This is a genomic window from Pseudomonas sp. FW305-70 (assembly GCF_058783925.1).
This window is the reverse complement of sequence record NZ_JBYSYZ010000003.1, coordinates 22,666-35,353: the sequence shown is the minus strand read 5'-3', so window position 1 is coordinate 35,353 and position 12,688 is coordinate 22,666. Positions and strand designations below refer to the sequence as shown.

24 protein-coding genes are annotated in these 12,688 nt (G+C 54.8%); all 24 read right to left on the bottom strand.

Annotated features, from left to right (window positions below; translation table 11 throughout):
• Positions 1-80: 80 nt before the first annotated feature.
• Positions 81-1,535, bottom strand: a complete 1,455-nt coding sequence (locus AC3WN7_RS03085; RefSeq protein ID WP_102673695.1) for a catalase — start codon at positions 1,533-1,535, stop codon at positions 81-83.
• Positions 1,536-1,772: 237 nt separating this feature from the next.
• Positions 1,773-2,159, bottom strand: a complete 387-nt coding sequence (gene rplQ, locus AC3WN7_RS03080) for a 50S ribosomal protein L17 (protein ID WP_007970429.1) — start codon at positions 2,157-2,159, stop codon at positions 1,773-1,775.
• A gap of 42 nt (positions 2,160-2,201) precedes the next feature.
• Positions 2,202-3,203, bottom strand: coding sequence for a DNA-directed RNA polymerase subunit alpha (locus AC3WN7_RS03075; protein WP_007970428.1), 1,002 nt, complete (start codon positions 3,201-3,203; stop codon positions 2,202-2,204).
• 22 nt (positions 3,204-3,225) lie between these two features.
• A complete protein-coding gene (gene rpsD, locus AC3WN7_RS03070) occupies positions 3,226-3,846 on the bottom strand; it encodes a 30S ribosomal protein S4 (protein WP_003176404.1) in 621 nt (206 codons plus the stop codon).
• Between the two features lie 18 nt (positions 3,847-3,864).
• Positions 3,865-4,254 carry a 30S ribosomal protein S11 gene (rpsK, locus tag AC3WN7_RS03065; RefSeq protein WP_002555466.1) on the bottom strand — a complete coding sequence of 130 codons (390 nt, stop codon included), beginning with the start codon at positions 4,252-4,254 and terminating at the stop codon, positions 3,865-3,867.
• Positions 4,255-4,284: 30 nt separating this feature from the next.
• Positions 4,285-4,641 (bottom strand): 30S ribosomal protein S13, encoded by a 357-nt coding sequence (gene rpsM / locus AC3WN7_RS03060; RefSeq protein WP_009045849.1) that lies wholly within the window; start codon positions 4,639-4,641, stop codon positions 4,285-4,287.
• Between the two features lie 130 nt (positions 4,642-4,771).
• Entirely contained in the window at positions 4,772-4,888 is a 117-nt protein-coding gene (gene rpmJ / locus AC3WN7_RS03055) for a 50S ribosomal protein L36 (RefSeq protein ID WP_002555468.1), read from the bottom strand.
• Between the two features lie 24 nt (positions 4,889-4,912).
• Positions 4,913-6,241 (bottom strand): preprotein translocase subunit SecY, encoded by a 1,329-nt coding sequence (secY, locus tag AC3WN7_RS03050; RefSeq protein WP_015097035.1) that lies wholly within the window; start codon positions 6,239-6,241, stop codon positions 4,913-4,915.
• Complete coding sequence (rplO, locus tag AC3WN7_RS03045) at positions 6,242-6,679, bottom strand: 50S ribosomal protein L15 (RefSeq protein ID WP_003228720.1); 438 nt, start codon at positions 6,677-6,679, stop codon at positions 6,242-6,244.
• Positions 6,680-6,682: 3 nt separating this feature from the next.
• The gene (gene rpmD, locus AC3WN7_RS03040; protein WP_003176408.1) at positions 6,683-6,859 is read right to left on the bottom strand and encodes a 50S ribosomal protein L30; all 177 of its coding nucleotides are present in this window, start codon (positions 6,857-6,859) and stop codon (positions 6,683-6,685) included.
• Positions 6,860-6,861: 2 nt separating this feature from the next.
• Positions 6,862-7,362 (bottom strand): 30S ribosomal protein S5, encoded by a 501-nt coding sequence (gene rpsE, locus AC3WN7_RS03035; RefSeq protein WP_003186035.1) that lies wholly within the window; start codon positions 7,360-7,362, stop codon positions 6,862-6,864.
• A gap of 3 nt (positions 7,363-7,365) precedes the next feature.
• Complete coding sequence (gene rplR / locus AC3WN7_RS03030) at positions 7,366-7,716, bottom strand: 50S ribosomal protein L18 (protein ID WP_003186037.1); 351 nt, start codon at positions 7,714-7,716, stop codon at positions 7,366-7,368.
• A gap of 10 nt (positions 7,717-7,726) precedes the next feature.
• Positions 7,727-8,260 carry a 50S ribosomal protein L6 gene (gene rplF / locus AC3WN7_RS03025; protein WP_003176412.1) on the bottom strand — a complete coding sequence of 178 codons (534 nt, stop codon included), beginning with the start codon at positions 8,258-8,260 and terminating at the stop codon, positions 7,727-7,729.
• A 12-nt stretch (positions 8,261-8,272) separates the two neighbouring features.
• Positions 8,273-8,665 (bottom strand): 30S ribosomal protein S8, encoded by a 393-nt coding sequence (rpsH, locus tag AC3WN7_RS03020; protein ID WP_003186040.1) that lies wholly within the window; start codon positions 8,663-8,665, stop codon positions 8,273-8,275.
• A gap of 209 nt (positions 8,666-8,874) precedes the next feature.
• Positions 8,875-9,180 (bottom strand): 30S ribosomal protein S14, encoded by a 306-nt coding sequence (gene rpsN / locus AC3WN7_RS03015; protein WP_003176414.1) that lies wholly within the window; start codon positions 9,178-9,180, stop codon positions 8,875-8,877.
• 13 nt (positions 9,181-9,193) lie between these two features.
• Positions 9,194-9,733 (bottom strand): 50S ribosomal protein L5, encoded by a 540-nt coding sequence (rplE, locus tag AC3WN7_RS03010; protein WP_003210069.1) that lies wholly within the window; start codon positions 9,731-9,733, stop codon positions 9,194-9,196.
• 22 nt (positions 9,734-9,755) lie between these two features.
• Positions 9,756-10,070 carry a 50S ribosomal protein L24 gene (rplX, locus tag AC3WN7_RS03005; protein WP_095059509.1) on the bottom strand — a complete coding sequence of 105 codons (315 nt, stop codon included), beginning with the start codon at positions 10,068-10,070 and terminating at the stop codon, positions 9,756-9,758.
• Positions 10,071-10,081: 11 nt separating this feature from the next.
• Positions 10,082-10,450 carry a 50S ribosomal protein L14 gene (rplN, locus tag AC3WN7_RS03000; protein ID WP_002555479.1) on the bottom strand — a complete coding sequence of 123 codons (369 nt, stop codon included), beginning with the start codon at positions 10,448-10,450 and terminating at the stop codon, positions 10,082-10,084.
• Between the two features lie 23 nt (positions 10,451-10,473).
• Positions 10,474-10,740: a 30S ribosomal protein S17 gene (gene rpsQ, locus AC3WN7_RS02995; RefSeq protein WP_003176419.1), complete on the bottom strand. Its 267-nt coding sequence runs from the start codon at positions 10,738-10,740 to the stop codon at positions 10,474-10,476.
• Positions 10,741-10,742: 2 nt separating this feature from the next.
• Complete coding sequence (rpmC, locus tag AC3WN7_RS02990) at positions 10,743-10,934, bottom strand: 50S ribosomal protein L29 (protein WP_102673696.1); 192 nt, start codon at positions 10,932-10,934, stop codon at positions 10,743-10,745.
• Positions 10,934-11,347, bottom strand: a complete 414-nt coding sequence (gene rplP / locus AC3WN7_RS02985; protein ID WP_003228729.1) for a 50S ribosomal protein L16 — start codon at positions 11,345-11,347, stop codon at positions 10,934-10,936. Before rplP ends, rpmC begins: the two co-directional genes overlap by 1 nt.
• 12 nt (positions 11,348-11,359) lie before the next feature.
• A complete protein-coding gene (gene rpsC / locus AC3WN7_RS02980) occupies positions 11,360-12,046 on the bottom strand; it encodes a 30S ribosomal protein S3 (RefSeq protein ID WP_007970424.1) in 687 nt (228 codons plus the stop codon).
• A gap of 13 nt (positions 12,047-12,059) precedes the next feature.
• Positions 12,060-12,392, bottom strand: a complete 333-nt coding sequence (gene rplV, locus AC3WN7_RS02975; protein WP_003103908.1) for a 50S ribosomal protein L22 — start codon at positions 12,390-12,392, stop codon at positions 12,060-12,062.
• 11 nt (positions 12,393-12,403) lie between these two features.
• Positions 12,404-12,679, bottom strand: a complete 276-nt coding sequence (gene rpsS, locus AC3WN7_RS02970) for a 30S ribosomal protein S19 (protein ID WP_002555486.1) — start codon at positions 12,677-12,679, stop codon at positions 12,404-12,406.
• Positions 12,680-12,688 lie beyond the last annotated feature (9 nt).

Genomic DNA, 12,688 nt, shown 5'->3' with positions numbered 1-12,688 from the left:
CAATAAAAGCGAAGATATTCTGAGAAAACCAGCTGAAATAACGCAAAAACCGCCCAAACAAGGGCGGTTCTGCTTCTCATTTAGACTTCGTTAAGCTGTACGTTGAGCAGCTTTGCGATTGCTTCTCCATACGCCGGGTCAGCCTTGTAGAAATGTTGCAGCTGGCGATCAACCACATCACTCGTCACCCCCGCCATCGCACCGGCGATGTTGCTGACCAGCAGTGATTTCTGCTCTTCAGACATCAAGCGGAACAACGCGCCGGCGTGACTGTAGTAATCAGTATCTTCGCGGTGGTCGTAGCGATCGGCGGCACCACTGAGGGCCAATGCAGGCTCTGCATAACGAGGTGCCTGCTTCGGCGATTCCACGTAGCTGTTTGGCTCGTAGTTCGGCGCCGCACCGCCATTGCTGCCAAAGGCCATCGATCCATCGCGCTGATAAGTGTTGACCGGACTGCGCGGAGCGTTGACTGGCAACTGTTGGTGATTGGTGCCGACACGGTAGCGGTGAGCATCCGCGTAGGCAAAGACCCGACCTTGCAGCATACGATCCGGCGACAAACCAACGCCTGGAACCATGTTGCTGGGACCGAACGCCGCCTGCTCGACTTCCGCGAAGTAGTTCTGCGGATTGCGATTGAGCTCCAACTCTCCGACTTCAATCAGTGGAAACTCTTTTTGCGACCAGGTTTTGGTGACATCAAACGGGTTCTCGTAGTGCGCTGCCGCCTGAGACTCGCTCATGATCTGAATGCACACGCGCCATTTCGGGAAATCACCCTGCTCGATGGCATTGAATAAGTCGCGCTGGGCGTAATCCGGATCTGTACCCGCCAGGCGCGCAGCCTCCGCTGGAGCAAGGTTCTTGATCCCTTGTTTGGTCTTGTAGTGCCACTTCACCCAGTGGCGCTCGCCTTTAGCGCTGATGAGGCTGTACGTGTGGCTGCCAAAGCCGTGCATGTGGCGATATCCGTCAGGGATACCGCGGTCGGAAAACAGGATGGTGACCTGGTGCAACGCTTCGGGCGAATGCGACCAGAAGTCCCACATCGCCTGGGCACTTTTCAGGTTGCTTTGCGGCAAACGCTTCTGGGTGTGGATAAAGTCTGGAAACTTCAATGGGTCACGAATGAAGAACACTGGCGTGTTATTGCCGACAATGTCCCAGTTGCCTTCCTCGGTGTAGAACTTCAAGGCAAACCCGCGTGGATCGCGCTCGGTATCGGCCGAACCGCGCTCACCACCCACGGTGGAAAACCGCAGGAAAGTCGGGGTCTGCTTGCCGACCGCCTCAAACAGTTTCGCACTGGTGTATTGAGTGATATCACGCGTCACTGTGAACGTACCGTAGGCACCCGAGCCTTTGGCGTGCACACGGCGCTCGGGGATGTTTTCACGGTTGAAATGGGCAAGCTTCTCGATCAGATGAAAGTCGTCGAGCAGCAGCGGGCCACGAGGGCCAGCAGAACGGGAATTCTGGTTATCGGCAACAGGAGCGCCACTGGCGGTGGTAAGCGTTTTGTTTTGGCTCATGCGATCTTCCTTCCTTTGTCGGTCTTGAACTGCCGGCTATCGGCTGAGAAGGAGTATTGATCATCAATATGACAGCTACAAATTCATTAACTTGCAGACATCGATAGATAAAAACTAATGATCATCCCCATCACATCATGACGATGTGGACGAAGAAGACGCTTGTACAAACGGCGCGTTTCTTACAGGCACAAAAAACCGGGCACTAGGCCCGGTTCCTTGTTTCAGACTGACGTCTTACTCGGCGGATACAGCTTCGCCAGCAGTAGCACGATCAACCAACTCGACGTACGCCATAGGCGCGTTGTCGCCAGCGCGGAAACCGCACTTGAGGATGCGCAGGTAGCCACCCTCACGGGTAGCGTAACGCTTGCCCAGGTCGTTGAAGAGCTTACCAACGATAGCTTTCGAACGAGTACGGTCGAAAGCCAGACGACGGTTAGCAACGCTGTCTGTCTTGGCCAGAGTGATCAGCGGCTCGGCAACGCGGCGCAGTTCTTTGGCTTTTGGCAGAGTCGTTTTGATCAGCTCGTGCTCGAACAGCGACACCGCCATGTTTTGGAACATGGCCTTGCGGTGCGAGCTGGTGCGGCTCAGGTGACGACCACTTTTACGATGACGCATGGTTCATTCCTTACCAAACACTACGTTCGGTGATTACGACGATCAGGCAGTCGCCTTGTCGTCCTTCTTAAGACTTGCAGGCGGCCAGTTGTCGAGGCGCATGCCGAGGGACAGACCGCGGGAGGCCAGAACGTCCTTGATTTCAGTCAAGGATTTCTTGCCCAGGTTCGGAGTCTTCAACAGTTCCACTTCGGTACGCTGAATCAGGTCACCGATGTAGTAAATGTTTTCCGCCTTAAGGCAGTTAGCCGAACGTACAGTCAGTTCCAGATCGTCAACCGGGCGAAGCAGGATCGGATCGATCTCGTCTTCCTGCTCGACAACCACTGGCTCACTGTCACCCTTGAGGTCGACGAACGCAGCCAACTGCTGTTGCAGGATGGTTGCAGCGCGGCGAATAGCCTCTTCAGGATCCAGAGTACCGTTGGTTTCCAGATCAATAACCAGCTTGTCCAGGTTAGTACGCTGCTCGACACGGGCGTTTTCCACCACGTATGCGATACGGCGAACCGGGCTGAACGAAGAGTCAAGCTGCAAGCGACCGATGCTGCGGCTTTCGTCTTCATCGCTCTGACGCGAGTCTGCCGGTTCATAACCACGACCACGAGCTACTACGAGCTTCATGTTCAGGGCGCCGTTAGACGCCAGGTTAGCGATTACGTGATCGGGATTAACGATCTCGACATCATGATCCAGCTGAATATCGGCAGCGGTAACCACCCCCGAACCCTTCTTCGACAAGGTCAGCGTAACTTCGTCACGACCGTGCAGCTTGATAGCCAGACCTTTAAGGTTCAACAGGATTTCAATGACGTCTTCCTGTACACCTTCGATGGCGCTGTACTCGTGGAGCACACCGTCAATCTCGGCCTCGACTACTGCACAGCCGGGCATTGAGGACAACAGGATGCGGCGCAGCGCGTTGCCCAGGGTATGGCCGAAACCACGCTCGAGAGGCTCGAGAGTGATCTTGGCGCGGGTTGGACTGACAACCTGCACATCAATGTGGCGGGGTGTCAGGAACTCATTTACCGAAATCTGCATGGATGCACCTATTTTCTAGCCCTTACTTGGAGTAGAGCTCGACAATCAGGCTTTCGTTGATGTCGGCGGACAGATCACTGCGAGCTGGAACGTTCTTGAAAACGCCCGACTTCTTCTCAGTGTCTACTTCTACCCATTCTACGCGGCCACGTTGGGCACACAGATCGAGAGCTTGGACAATGCGAAGTTGATTTTTTGCTTTCTCGCGAACAGCAACCACGTCACCAGCACGAACCTGGTAGGACGGTACGTTAACGGTCTGACCGTTTACGCTGATCGACTTGTGCGATACCAGCTGACGGGATTCGGCGCGAGTCGAACCAAAGCCCATACGGTATACAACGTTGTCCAGACGGCATTCGAGCAGTTGCAGCAGGTTCTCACCGGTTGCACCTTTCTTGCCAGCAGCTTCTTTGTAGTAGCCGCTGAATTGACGCTCGAGAACGCCGTAGATACGACGGACCTTCTGCTTTTCACGCAGTTGGGTGCCGTAGTCGGACTGGCGACCGCGGCGTTGGCCGTGGATACCAGGTGCTGCTTCAATGTTGCACTTCGATTCGATCGCGCGCACGCCGCTCTTCAGGAAGAGATCGGTGCCTTCGCGACGAGCGAGTTTGCATTTTGGACCAATGTAACGAGCCATTCTTTACAATCTCCTGGATTACACGCGGCGCTTCTTCGGCGGACGGCACCCGTTGTGCGGGATTGGCGTCACGTCGGTGATGCTGGCGATCTTGTAGCCACAGCCGTTCAAAGCGCGGACTGCGGATTCACGACCTGGACCTGGACCTTTGACGTTGACGTCGAGGTTTTTCAGGCCGTATTCCAGCGCAGCTTGACCAGCACGTTCAGCAGCTACCTGAGCAGCAAACGGGGTGGACTTGCGGGAACCGCGGAAACCCGAACCACCGGAGGTAGCCCAGGAAAGAGCGTTACCTTGACGGTCGGTGATGGTCACGATGGTGTTGTTAAAAGATGCATGGATGTGGGCGATGCCATCAACCACTGTCTTTTTAACTTTTTTACGAGGACGAGCAGCAGGTTTTGCCATGATTAAATTCCTGTCGATTCGCTGGGGCGATTACTTGCGGATCGGCTTACGCGGACCTTTACGGGTACGCGCGTTGGTCTTGGTACGCTGACCGCGCACTGGAAGACCGCGACGATGACGCAGACCGCGATAGCAACCGAGGTCCATCAAGCGCTTGATTTTCATGTTGATTTCGCGACGCAGGTCACCTTCAGTGGTGAACTTCGCCACTTCGCCACGCAGCTGTTCAATCTGCTCGTCGCTCAGATCTTTGATCTTTGCTGCTGGGTTTACCCCAGTCTCTGCACAAATTTTCTGTGCAGTAGTGCGACCAACACCATAGATGTAGGTCAGCGAGATAACAGTATGCTTGTTATCTGGAATGTTAACGCCTGCAATACGGGCCATTCAGTGGGACTCCAATTGACAGCTACCTACGCCCCGGAAGCCAAGAAATAGGGCGCGAGATAATATCGCTGTAATAACAAATAATCAACCCGGCAGCGCACTAGCTGCCGGGCTTGAAGCACAATCACACTCAGCCTTGGCGCTGTTTGTGACGCGGTTCCGCGCTGCAAATTACTCGAACAACACCTTCGCGGCGAATAATCTTGCAGTTACGGCACAGCTTTTTCACCGATGCACGAACTTTCATCACCAACTCCTCGAACCTTATGGGTCAGCGCAGCATGCCGCTGCCGTAACCCTTCAGGTTGGCTTTCTTCATCAGGGATTCGTACTGGTGCGAAACGAGGTGCGATTGTACTTGGGACATGAAGTCCATCACAACCACGACGACGATCAGCAACGAGGTCCCGCCAAGGTAGAACGGTACGTTCGCTGCAACCACCAGGAACTGGGGCAACAGGCAGACGGCCGTCATGTAAAGAGCACCGAACATGGTCAAGCGAGTCAGAACGCCATCAATGTAGCGCGCAGACTGCTCACCTGGACGGATACCCGGAATAAAGGCACCGGACTTCTTCAGGTTTTCCGCTACGTCTTTCGGATTGAACATCAACGCCGTATAGAAGAAGCAGAAGAAAATAATCCCTGCACTAAACAGCAGAATATTCAACGGCTGACCAGGAGCGATCGACTGCGAGATGTCCTGCAACCAGCCCATACCTTCAGACTGACCGAACCAGGCACCCAACGAAGCCGGGAACAGCAAAATGCTGCTCGCGAAAATAGCCGGAATAACACCGGCCATGTTCACCTTCAGCGGCAAGTGGCTGGTCTGCGCAGCGAAGACCTTGCGGCCCTGCTGACGCTTGGCGTAGTGAACAGCAATACGACGCTGACCACGCTCAATGAACACCACGAAACCGATAATCGCTACTGCCAGCAAACCGATGGCAACCAGGGCGAAGATGTTGATATCACCCTGACGTGCAGACTCGAAAGACTGCCCGATCGCTCTCGGAAGACCGGCGACGATACCTGCGAAGATCAACATCGAGATACCGTTGCCTACACCACGCTCAGTGATCTGCTCACCCAGCCACATCATGAACATCGCGCCCGCCACAAATGTGGTTACCGCAACGAAATGAAAGCTGAAGTCAGCAGTGAACGAAACGCCCTGCCCCGCCAGACCAATGGACATGCCAATGGCCTGGACGAGAGCGAGGACGACAGTGCCGTAGCGGGTGTACTGGCTTATCTTGCGACGGCCAGCTTCACCTTCCTTCTTCAACTGCTCCAGCTGCGGGCTGACGGCGGTCATCAGTTGCATGATGATCGATGCCGAGATGTACGGCATGATCCCCAGTGCAAAGATGCTCATCCGTTCCAGCGCGCCGCCGGAAAACATGTTGAACAAGCTAAGAATGGTCCCCTCATTCTGTCGAAACAGGTCCGCGAGTCGGTCCGGGTTGATACCTGGAACCGGGATGTGTGCGCCTATTCGGTAGACGATAATCGCCAGGAACAGAAAACGCAGACGAGCCCAGAGTTCAGACATACCGCCTTTGCCGAGCGCAGAGAGAGCACCTTGCTTAGCCATTTATTCCTCGAACTTGCCGCCAGCTGCTTCGATAGCCGCACGCGCACCTTTGGTGGCGCCGATTCCCTTGCCGATAGTGACAGCGCGAGTCACTTCACCGGACAGCATGATTTTCACACGCTGTACGTTGACGTTGATCACGTTGGCATCTTTCAGGGACTGCACGGTGACGATGTCGCCTTCCACTTTAGCCAGCTCGGACAGACGCACTTCTGCGCGATCCATGGCTTTCAGGGAAACGAAACCGAACTTCGGCAGGCGACGATGCAGCGGCTGTTGACCGCCTTCAAAGCCTGGAGCAATGGTGCCACCGGAGCGAGAGGTCTGACCTTTGTGACCACGGCCACCAGTCTTACCCAAACCGCTACCGATACCACGGCCCGGACGATGCTTTTCGCGACGGGAACCCGGCGCTGGACTCAGATCATTGAGTTTCATCGATTAACCCTCGACACGCAGCATGTAGTAAGCCTTGTTGATCATCCCGCGATTCTCGGGAGTATCCTGGACTTCTACAGTGTGACCGATGCGACGCAGACCCAGACCCTTAACGCACAGTTTGTGGTTAGGGATGCGGCCGGTCATGCTTTTGATCAGCGTAACTTTAACGGTAGCCATGATCAGAAGATCTCCTTGACGCTTTTGCCACGCTTGGCGGCAATGGATTCAGGAGACTGCATTGCTTTCAAACCCTTGAAAGTGGCGTGAACCACGTTTACCGGGTTAGTCGAGCCGTAGCACTTGGCCAGAACGTTCTGAACGCCAGCAACTTCGAGGACAGCACGCATAGCGCCGCCAGCGATGATACCGGTACCTTCAGAAGCAGGCTGCATGTACACCTTCGAAGCGCCGTGAGCGGACTTCATTGCGTACTGCAGGGTGGTGCCGTTCAGATCAACCTGGATCATGTTGCGGCGAGCAGCTTCCATTGCCTTCTGGATCGCAGCAGGCACTTCACGCGACTTGCCACGGCCGAAGCCAACACGGCCCTTACCATCACCAACCACGGTCAACGCGGTGAAAGTGAAGATACGGCCGCCTTTAACGGTTTTGGCTACGCGGTTAACTTGAACCAGCTTCTCGATGTAGCCTTCGTCGCGCTTTTGGTCGTTATTTGACATAACTTAGAACTCCAGCCCAGCTTCACGAGCAGCATCAGCCAGCGCTTTAACGCGGCCGTGGTACTTGAAGCCAGAGCGGTCGAAAGCCACCTGCGAGACGCCAGCGGCCTTAGCACGCGTAGCGACCAGCTGGCCAACCTTAGTGGCCGCGTCGATGTTGCCGGTGGCACCATCACGCAGTTCTTTATCCAAAGTCGAGGCGCTTGCCAGGACTTTGTTGCCGTCGGCCGAAATGACCTGGGCGTAGATGTGCTGCGAAGAGCGGAACACGCAGAGACGCACGACTTCTAGTTCGTGCATTTTCAGGCGTGCTTTGCGAGCGCGACGCAGTCGAGTAACTTTTTTGTCGGTCATTTGCTATGCCCTACTTCTTCTTGGCTTCTTTACGACGGACGACTTCGTCCGCGTAGCGCACACCTTTGCCTTTGTACGGCTCTGGTGGACGGAAGTCGCGGATCTCGGCGGCCACTTGACCTACCAGCTGCTTGTCGATGCCCTTGATCAGGATATCGGTCTGGCTAGGAGTCTCAGCGGTGATGCCTTCCGGCAGTTCGTAATCCACTGGGTGCGAGAAGCCAAGAGCCAGGTTCAGCACTGTGCCTTTTGCTTGCGCTTTGTAACCAACACCGACCAGCTGGAGCTTGCGCTCGAAGCCTTGGCTTACGCCTTGGACCATGTTGTTTACCAACGCACGAGTGGTACCAGCCATTGCGCGAGTCTGTTGATCGCCATTGCGAGCAGCGAAACGCAGCTCACCAGCTTCTTCAACGATCTCAACGGACGAATGGATGTTCAGTTCGAGAGTGCCCTTGGCACCCTTCACCGAAAGCTGTTGGCCTGCGAATTTTACTTCGACACCGGCTGGCAGCTTAACGGGGTTCTTAGCGACGCGAGACATGCTTATCCCCCCTTAGAACACAGTGCAAAGAACTTCGCCGCCGACACCGGCAGCGCGCGCAGCACGATCAGTCATCACACCCTTGTTGGTGGAGACGATAGACACACCGAGACCGCCACGAACTTTCGGCAGATCATCGACGGACTTGTACTGACGCAGGCCTGGACGGCTAACGCGCTTCACTTCTTCGATAACCGGACGGCCTTCGAAGTACTTCAGCTCGATGGACAGCAGTGGTTTGATTTCGCTGCTGATCTGATAACCCGCAATGTAACCTTCGTCCTTCAGGACTTTGGCAACAGCTACCTTCAACGTGGAAGATGGCATGCTTACGACGGACTTTTCAGCCATCTGGGCATTACGGATACGAGTTAGCATGTCCGCTAACGGGTCCTGCATACTCATGGGCTAGACGCTCCTAATACAAAAAAATTAGCCTTGCGGCTATTACGTGTCGCCGAGAATCTCCGGGCATGAAAAACACGGGCTCAGGCGAGCCGGGTATTCTAGACACACCCCAGAAATGAATCAAGCCCCAAAAGGGGCTTGATCCAGATTCAAGGCCACCGGTGGTCAGGATCTTGCGATCCTGGACACCGAGACTTTGACAGTACTTACCAGCTGGCTTTAACCAGACCCGGTACATCACCACGCATGGCAGCTTCACGCAGCTTGTTACGGCCGAGGCCGAACTTGCGGTAAACGCCGTGTGGACGACCGGTCAGGCGGCAGCGGTTACGCATGCGCGAAGCGCTTGCGTCACGTGGCTGCTTCTGCAGGGCTACTGTAGCTTCCCAACGCGCTTCTGGACTTGCGTTCAGATCAACGATGATAGCTTTCAGTGCTGCACGCTTCTTGGCGTACTTGGCAACCGTGAGCTGACGCTTCAGCTCGCGGTTTTTCATGCTCATCTTGGCCATGGTCCTACTCCAATCAGTTGCGGAACGGGAATTTGAACGCACGCAGCAGAGCGCGGCCTTCATCATCGTTCTTGGCAGTGGTGGTCAGGGTGATGTCCAGACCGCGGAGAGCATCGATCTTGTCGTAGTCGATTTCCGGGAAGATGATCTGCTCTTTCACGCCCATGCTGTAGTTGCCACGACCATCGAAGGACTTGGCATTCAGGCCGCGGAAGTCGCGAACCCGAGGCAGGGAGATCGACAGCAGACGATCCAGGAACTCGTACATACGCTCACGGCGCAGGGTCACTTTGACGCCGATCGGCCAACCTTCACGGACTTTAAAGCCAGCGATGGATTTGCGAGCGTAGGTCACAACGACTTTCTGGCCGGTGATCTTTTCCAGGTCAGCAACAGCGTGCTCGATGACTTTTTTGTCGCCGATCGCTTCGCCCAGACCCATGTTCAGGGTGATTTTGGTAACGCGCGGAACTTCCATCACGTTCGAAAGCTTAAGTTCTTCCTTAAGTTTCGGAGCAATTTCCTTCCGGTAAATCTCTTTTAGTCGTGCCATGGTCTCATCTACCTAGCAGTGTTCAAGCATCAACCGCTTTTTGGGTCGACTTGAAGACACGAATTTTCTTGCCGTCTTCTACTTTGAAACCAACGCGGTCAGCCTTGTTGGTTTCGCTGTTGAAAATGGCGACGTTAGAAGCATCCAGTGGAGCTTCTTTTTCGACGATACCGCCCTGCACGCCCGACATCGGGTTAGGCTTGGTATGACGCTTGACCAGGTTCAGACCACCAATAACCAGACGGTTGTTAGCGAGAACCTTAAGCACCTTACCGCGCTTACCTTTGTCTTTACCGGCGATCACGATGATCTCGTCGTCACGACGAATCTTTTGCATGTCGGATCTCCTTACAGCACTTCTGGGGCGAGCGAGACGATCTTCATGAACTTCTCAGTACGAAGTTCACGGGTCACTGGCCCAAAGATACGGGTGCCGATCGGCTCTTGCTTGTTGTTCAACAGAACAGCAGCGTTGCCATCAAAGCGGATAATGGAGCCATCAGCACGACGTACGCCGTGACGAGTGCGGACTACAACAGCAGTCATCACTTGGCCTTTTTTCACTTTACCGCGAGGAATTGCTTCCTTGACGGTAACTTTGATGATGTCACCGATACCAGCGTAACGACGATGGGAGCCACCCAGCACCTTGATGCACATAACGCGGCGAGCGCCGCTGTTATCGGCCACATCGAGCATGGATTGAGTCTGAATCATATAATTTCTCCGACCCCTAGTCCTTAGACTTCCACAGCGCGTTCGAGAACATCAACCAGCGCCCAAGACTTGGTCTTGGCCAAAGGACGAGTTTCACGAATAGTGACTTTGTCGCCGATGTGGCACTGATTGGTTTCGTCGTGCGCGTGCAGCTTAGTCGAACGCTTAACGTATTTACCGTAGATCGGGTGCTTAACGCGACGCTCGATCAGAACGGTGATGGTTTTGTCCATCTTGTCGCTGACAACACGGCCAGTCAGCGTACGGACAGTTTTTTCGGCTTCAGCCATGATTACTTACCTGCCTGCTGGTTGAGCACAGTCTTCACGCGAGCGATGTCACGCTTAACTTGCGAGAGCAGATGAGACTGCCCCAACTGGCCAGTTGCTTTCTGCATACGCAGATTGAACTGGTCGCGCAGCAGGTCGAGCAGTTGCTCGTTCAGCTGCTGTGCGGATTTTTCACGAAGTTCATTCGCTTTCATCACATCACCGTCCGTTTAACAAAGGAGGTGGCGAGCGGCAGCTTTGCAGCAGCCAGGGCGAAAGCCTCACGCGCCAGCTCTTCAGAAACACCCTCGATTTCATACAGGACTTTGCCTGGCTGAATCTGGGCAACCCAGTATTCCACGTTACCCTTACCTTTACCCATCCGAACCTCGAGAGGCTTTTTGGAGATCGGCTTGTCCGGGAATACACGGATCCAGATCTTGCCACCACGTTTTACGTGACGGGTCAGTGCACGACGCGCTGACTCGATCTGACGAGCGGTGAGACGACCACGAGCAACAGACTTCAGCGCGAACTCGCCGAAGCTGACTTTGCTACCGCGCAATGCCAGGCCACGGTTGTGACCAGTCATTTGCTTGCGGAACTTCGTACGCTTTGGTTGCAACATTTGGCGTACCCCTTACTTAGCAGCTTTTTTACGAGGCGCTGGTGCTTGTGGTTTCAGTTCTTCTTGGCGACCACCAATTACTTCGCCTTTGAAGATCCAAACCTTTACACCGATCACACCGTAAGTGGTGTGAGCTTCGTAGTTGGCATAGTCGATGTCGGCACGCAGGGTGTGCAATGGCACACGACCTTCGCGATACCATTCAGTACGTGCGATTTCAGCACCGCCGAGACGACCGCTCACTTGGATTTTGATGCCTTTGGCACCAATGCGCATGGCGTTCTGTACGGCGCGCTTCATAGCACGACGGAACATTACGCGACGCTCCAGCTGCTGAGCTACGCTCTGCGCAACCAGCATACCGTCGAGCTCCGGCTTGCGGATCTCTTCGATATTGATGTGCACAGGCACACCCATTTGCTTGGTCAGGTCCTGACGCAGTTTCTCAACATCTTCACCTTTCTTCCCGATAACGATACCTGGACGAGCGGTGTGGATGGTGATGCGTGCAGTTTGGGCCGGACGATGGATATCGATACGGCTTACGGACGCGCTTTTTAGTTTGTCTTGGAGGTACTCACGCACATTCAGATCTGCGAGCAAATAGTCCGCATAAGTCCGACCGTCTGCGTACCAGACGGAGGTGTGCTCCTTGACGATTCCCAGGCGAATGCCAATGGGATGTACTTTCTGACCCATCTCTTCGACTCCGTTACTTGTCAGCAACCTTGACAGTGATATGGCAAGACCGCTTGACGATGCGATCAGCACGGCCTTTGGCACGTGGCATGATGCGCTTCAGCGAACGCCCTTCGTTGACGAAAACGGTGCTGACCTTCAGGTCATCAACGTCTGCGCCTTCGTTATGCTCGGCGTTGGCTACGGCCGACTCCAGCACTTTCTTCATGATCTCGGCGGCTTTCTTACTGCTGAAAGCCAACAGGTTGAGCGCTTCGCCCACCTTCTTCCCGCGGATCTGGTCGGCGACCAAGCGGGCTTTCTGGGCGGAGATTCGAGCGCCCGACAACTTAGCGGCTACTTCCATTTCCTAACCCCTTAACGCTTGGCTTTCTTGTCTGCCACGTGCCCGCGATAAGTGCGGGTACCGGCGAACTCGCCCAGTTTGTGGCCGACCATGTCTTCGTTCACGAGAACTGGGACGTGCTGACGACCGTTGTGTACTGCGATGGTCAGACCGACCATTTGTGGCAGGATCATCGAACGACGCGACCAGGTTTTCACCGGTTTGCGATCGTTCTTTTCCGCCGCCACTTCGATCTTCTTCAGTAGGTGAAGATCGATAAAAGGACCTTTTTTCAGAGAACGTGGCACTGTCGTATC

Bases quoted from the DNA above. Each gene is read 5' to 3' on its own strand.
- AC3WN7_RS03085 (WP_102673695.1), bottom strand. From the start codon at position 1,535: ATGAGCCAAAACAAAACGCTTACCACCGCCAGTGGCGCTCCTGTTGCC.
- rplQ (WP_007970429.1), bottom strand. From the start codon at position 2,159: ATGCGTCATCGTAAAAGTGGTCGTCACCTGAGCCGCACCAGCTCGCAC.
- AC3WN7_RS03075 (WP_007970428.1), bottom strand. From the start codon at position 3,203: ATGCAGATTTCGGTAAATGAGTTCCTGACACCCCGCCACATTGATGTG.
- rpsD (WP_003176404.1), bottom strand. From the start codon at position 3,846: ATGGCTCGTTACATTGGTCCAAAATGCAAACTCGCTCGTCGCGAAGGC.
- rpsK (WP_002555466.1), bottom strand. From the start codon at position 4,254: ATGGCAAAACCTGCTGCTCGTCCTCGTAAAAAAGTTAAAAAGACAGTG.
- rpsM (WP_009045849.1), bottom strand. From the start codon at position 4,641: ATGGCCCGTATTGCAGGCGTTAACATTCCAGATAACAAGCATACTGTT.
- rpmJ (WP_002555468.1), bottom strand. From the start codon at position 4,888: ATGAAAGTTCGTGCATCGGTGAAAAAGCTGTGCCGTAACTGCAAGATT.
- secY (WP_015097035.1), bottom strand. From the start codon at position 6,241: ATGGCTAAGCAAGGTGCTCTCTCTGCGCTCGGCAAAGGCGGTATGTCT.
- rplO (WP_003228720.1), bottom strand. From the start codon at position 6,679: ATGAAACTCAATGATCTGAGTCCAGCGCCGGGTTCCCGTCGCGAAAAG.
- rpmD (WP_003176408.1), bottom strand. From the start codon at position 6,859: ATGGCTACCGTTAAAGTTACGCTGATCAAAAGCATGACCGGCCGCATC.
- rpsE (WP_003186035.1), bottom strand. From the start codon at position 7,362: ATGTCAAATAACGACCAAAAGCGCGACGAAGGCTACATCGAGAAGCTG.
- rplR (WP_003186037.1), bottom strand. From the start codon at position 7,716: ATGACCGACAAAAAAGTTACTCGACTGCGTCGCGCTCGCAAAGCACGC.
- rplF (WP_003176412.1), bottom strand. From the start codon at position 8,260: ATGTCTCGCGTCGCTAAGAACCCCGTTAAGCTGCCAGCCGGTGTCGAA.
- rpsH (WP_003186040.1), bottom strand. From the start codon at position 8,665: ATGAGTATGCAGGACCCGTTAGCGGACATGCTAACTCGTATCCGTAAT.
- rpsN (WP_003176414.1), bottom strand. From the start codon at position 9,180: ATGGCCAAGATGAGCATGAAAAACCGCGAGCTGAAGCGTCAGCTCACG.
- rplE (WP_003210069.1), bottom strand. From the start codon at position 9,733: ATGGCACGACTAAAAGAGATTTACCGGAAGGAAATTGCTCCGAAACTT.
- rplX (WP_095059509.1), bottom strand. From the start codon at position 10,070: ATGCAAAAGATTCGTCGTGACGACGAGATCATCGTGATCGCCGGTAAA.
- rplN (WP_002555479.1), bottom strand. From the start codon at position 10,450: ATGATTCAGACTCAATCCATGCTCGATGTGGCCGATAACAGCGGCGCT.
- rpsQ (WP_003176419.1), bottom strand. From the start codon at position 10,740: ATGGCTGAAGCCGAAAAAACTGTCCGTACGCTGACTGGCCGTGTTGTC.
- rpmC (WP_102673696.1), bottom strand. From the start codon at position 10,934: ATGAAAGCGAATGAACTTCGTGAAAAATCCGCACAGCAGCTGAACGAG.
- rplP (WP_003228729.1), bottom strand. From the start codon at position 11,347: ATGTTGCAACCAAAGCGTACGAAGTTCCGCAAGCAAATGACTGGTCAC.
- rpsC (WP_007970424.1), bottom strand. From the start codon at position 12,046: ATGGGTCAGAAAGTACATCCCATTGGCATTCGCCTGGGAATCGTCAAG.
- rplV (WP_003103908.1), bottom strand. From the start codon at position 12,392: ATGGAAGTAGCCGCTAAGTTGTCGGGCGCTCGAATCTCCGCCCAGAAA.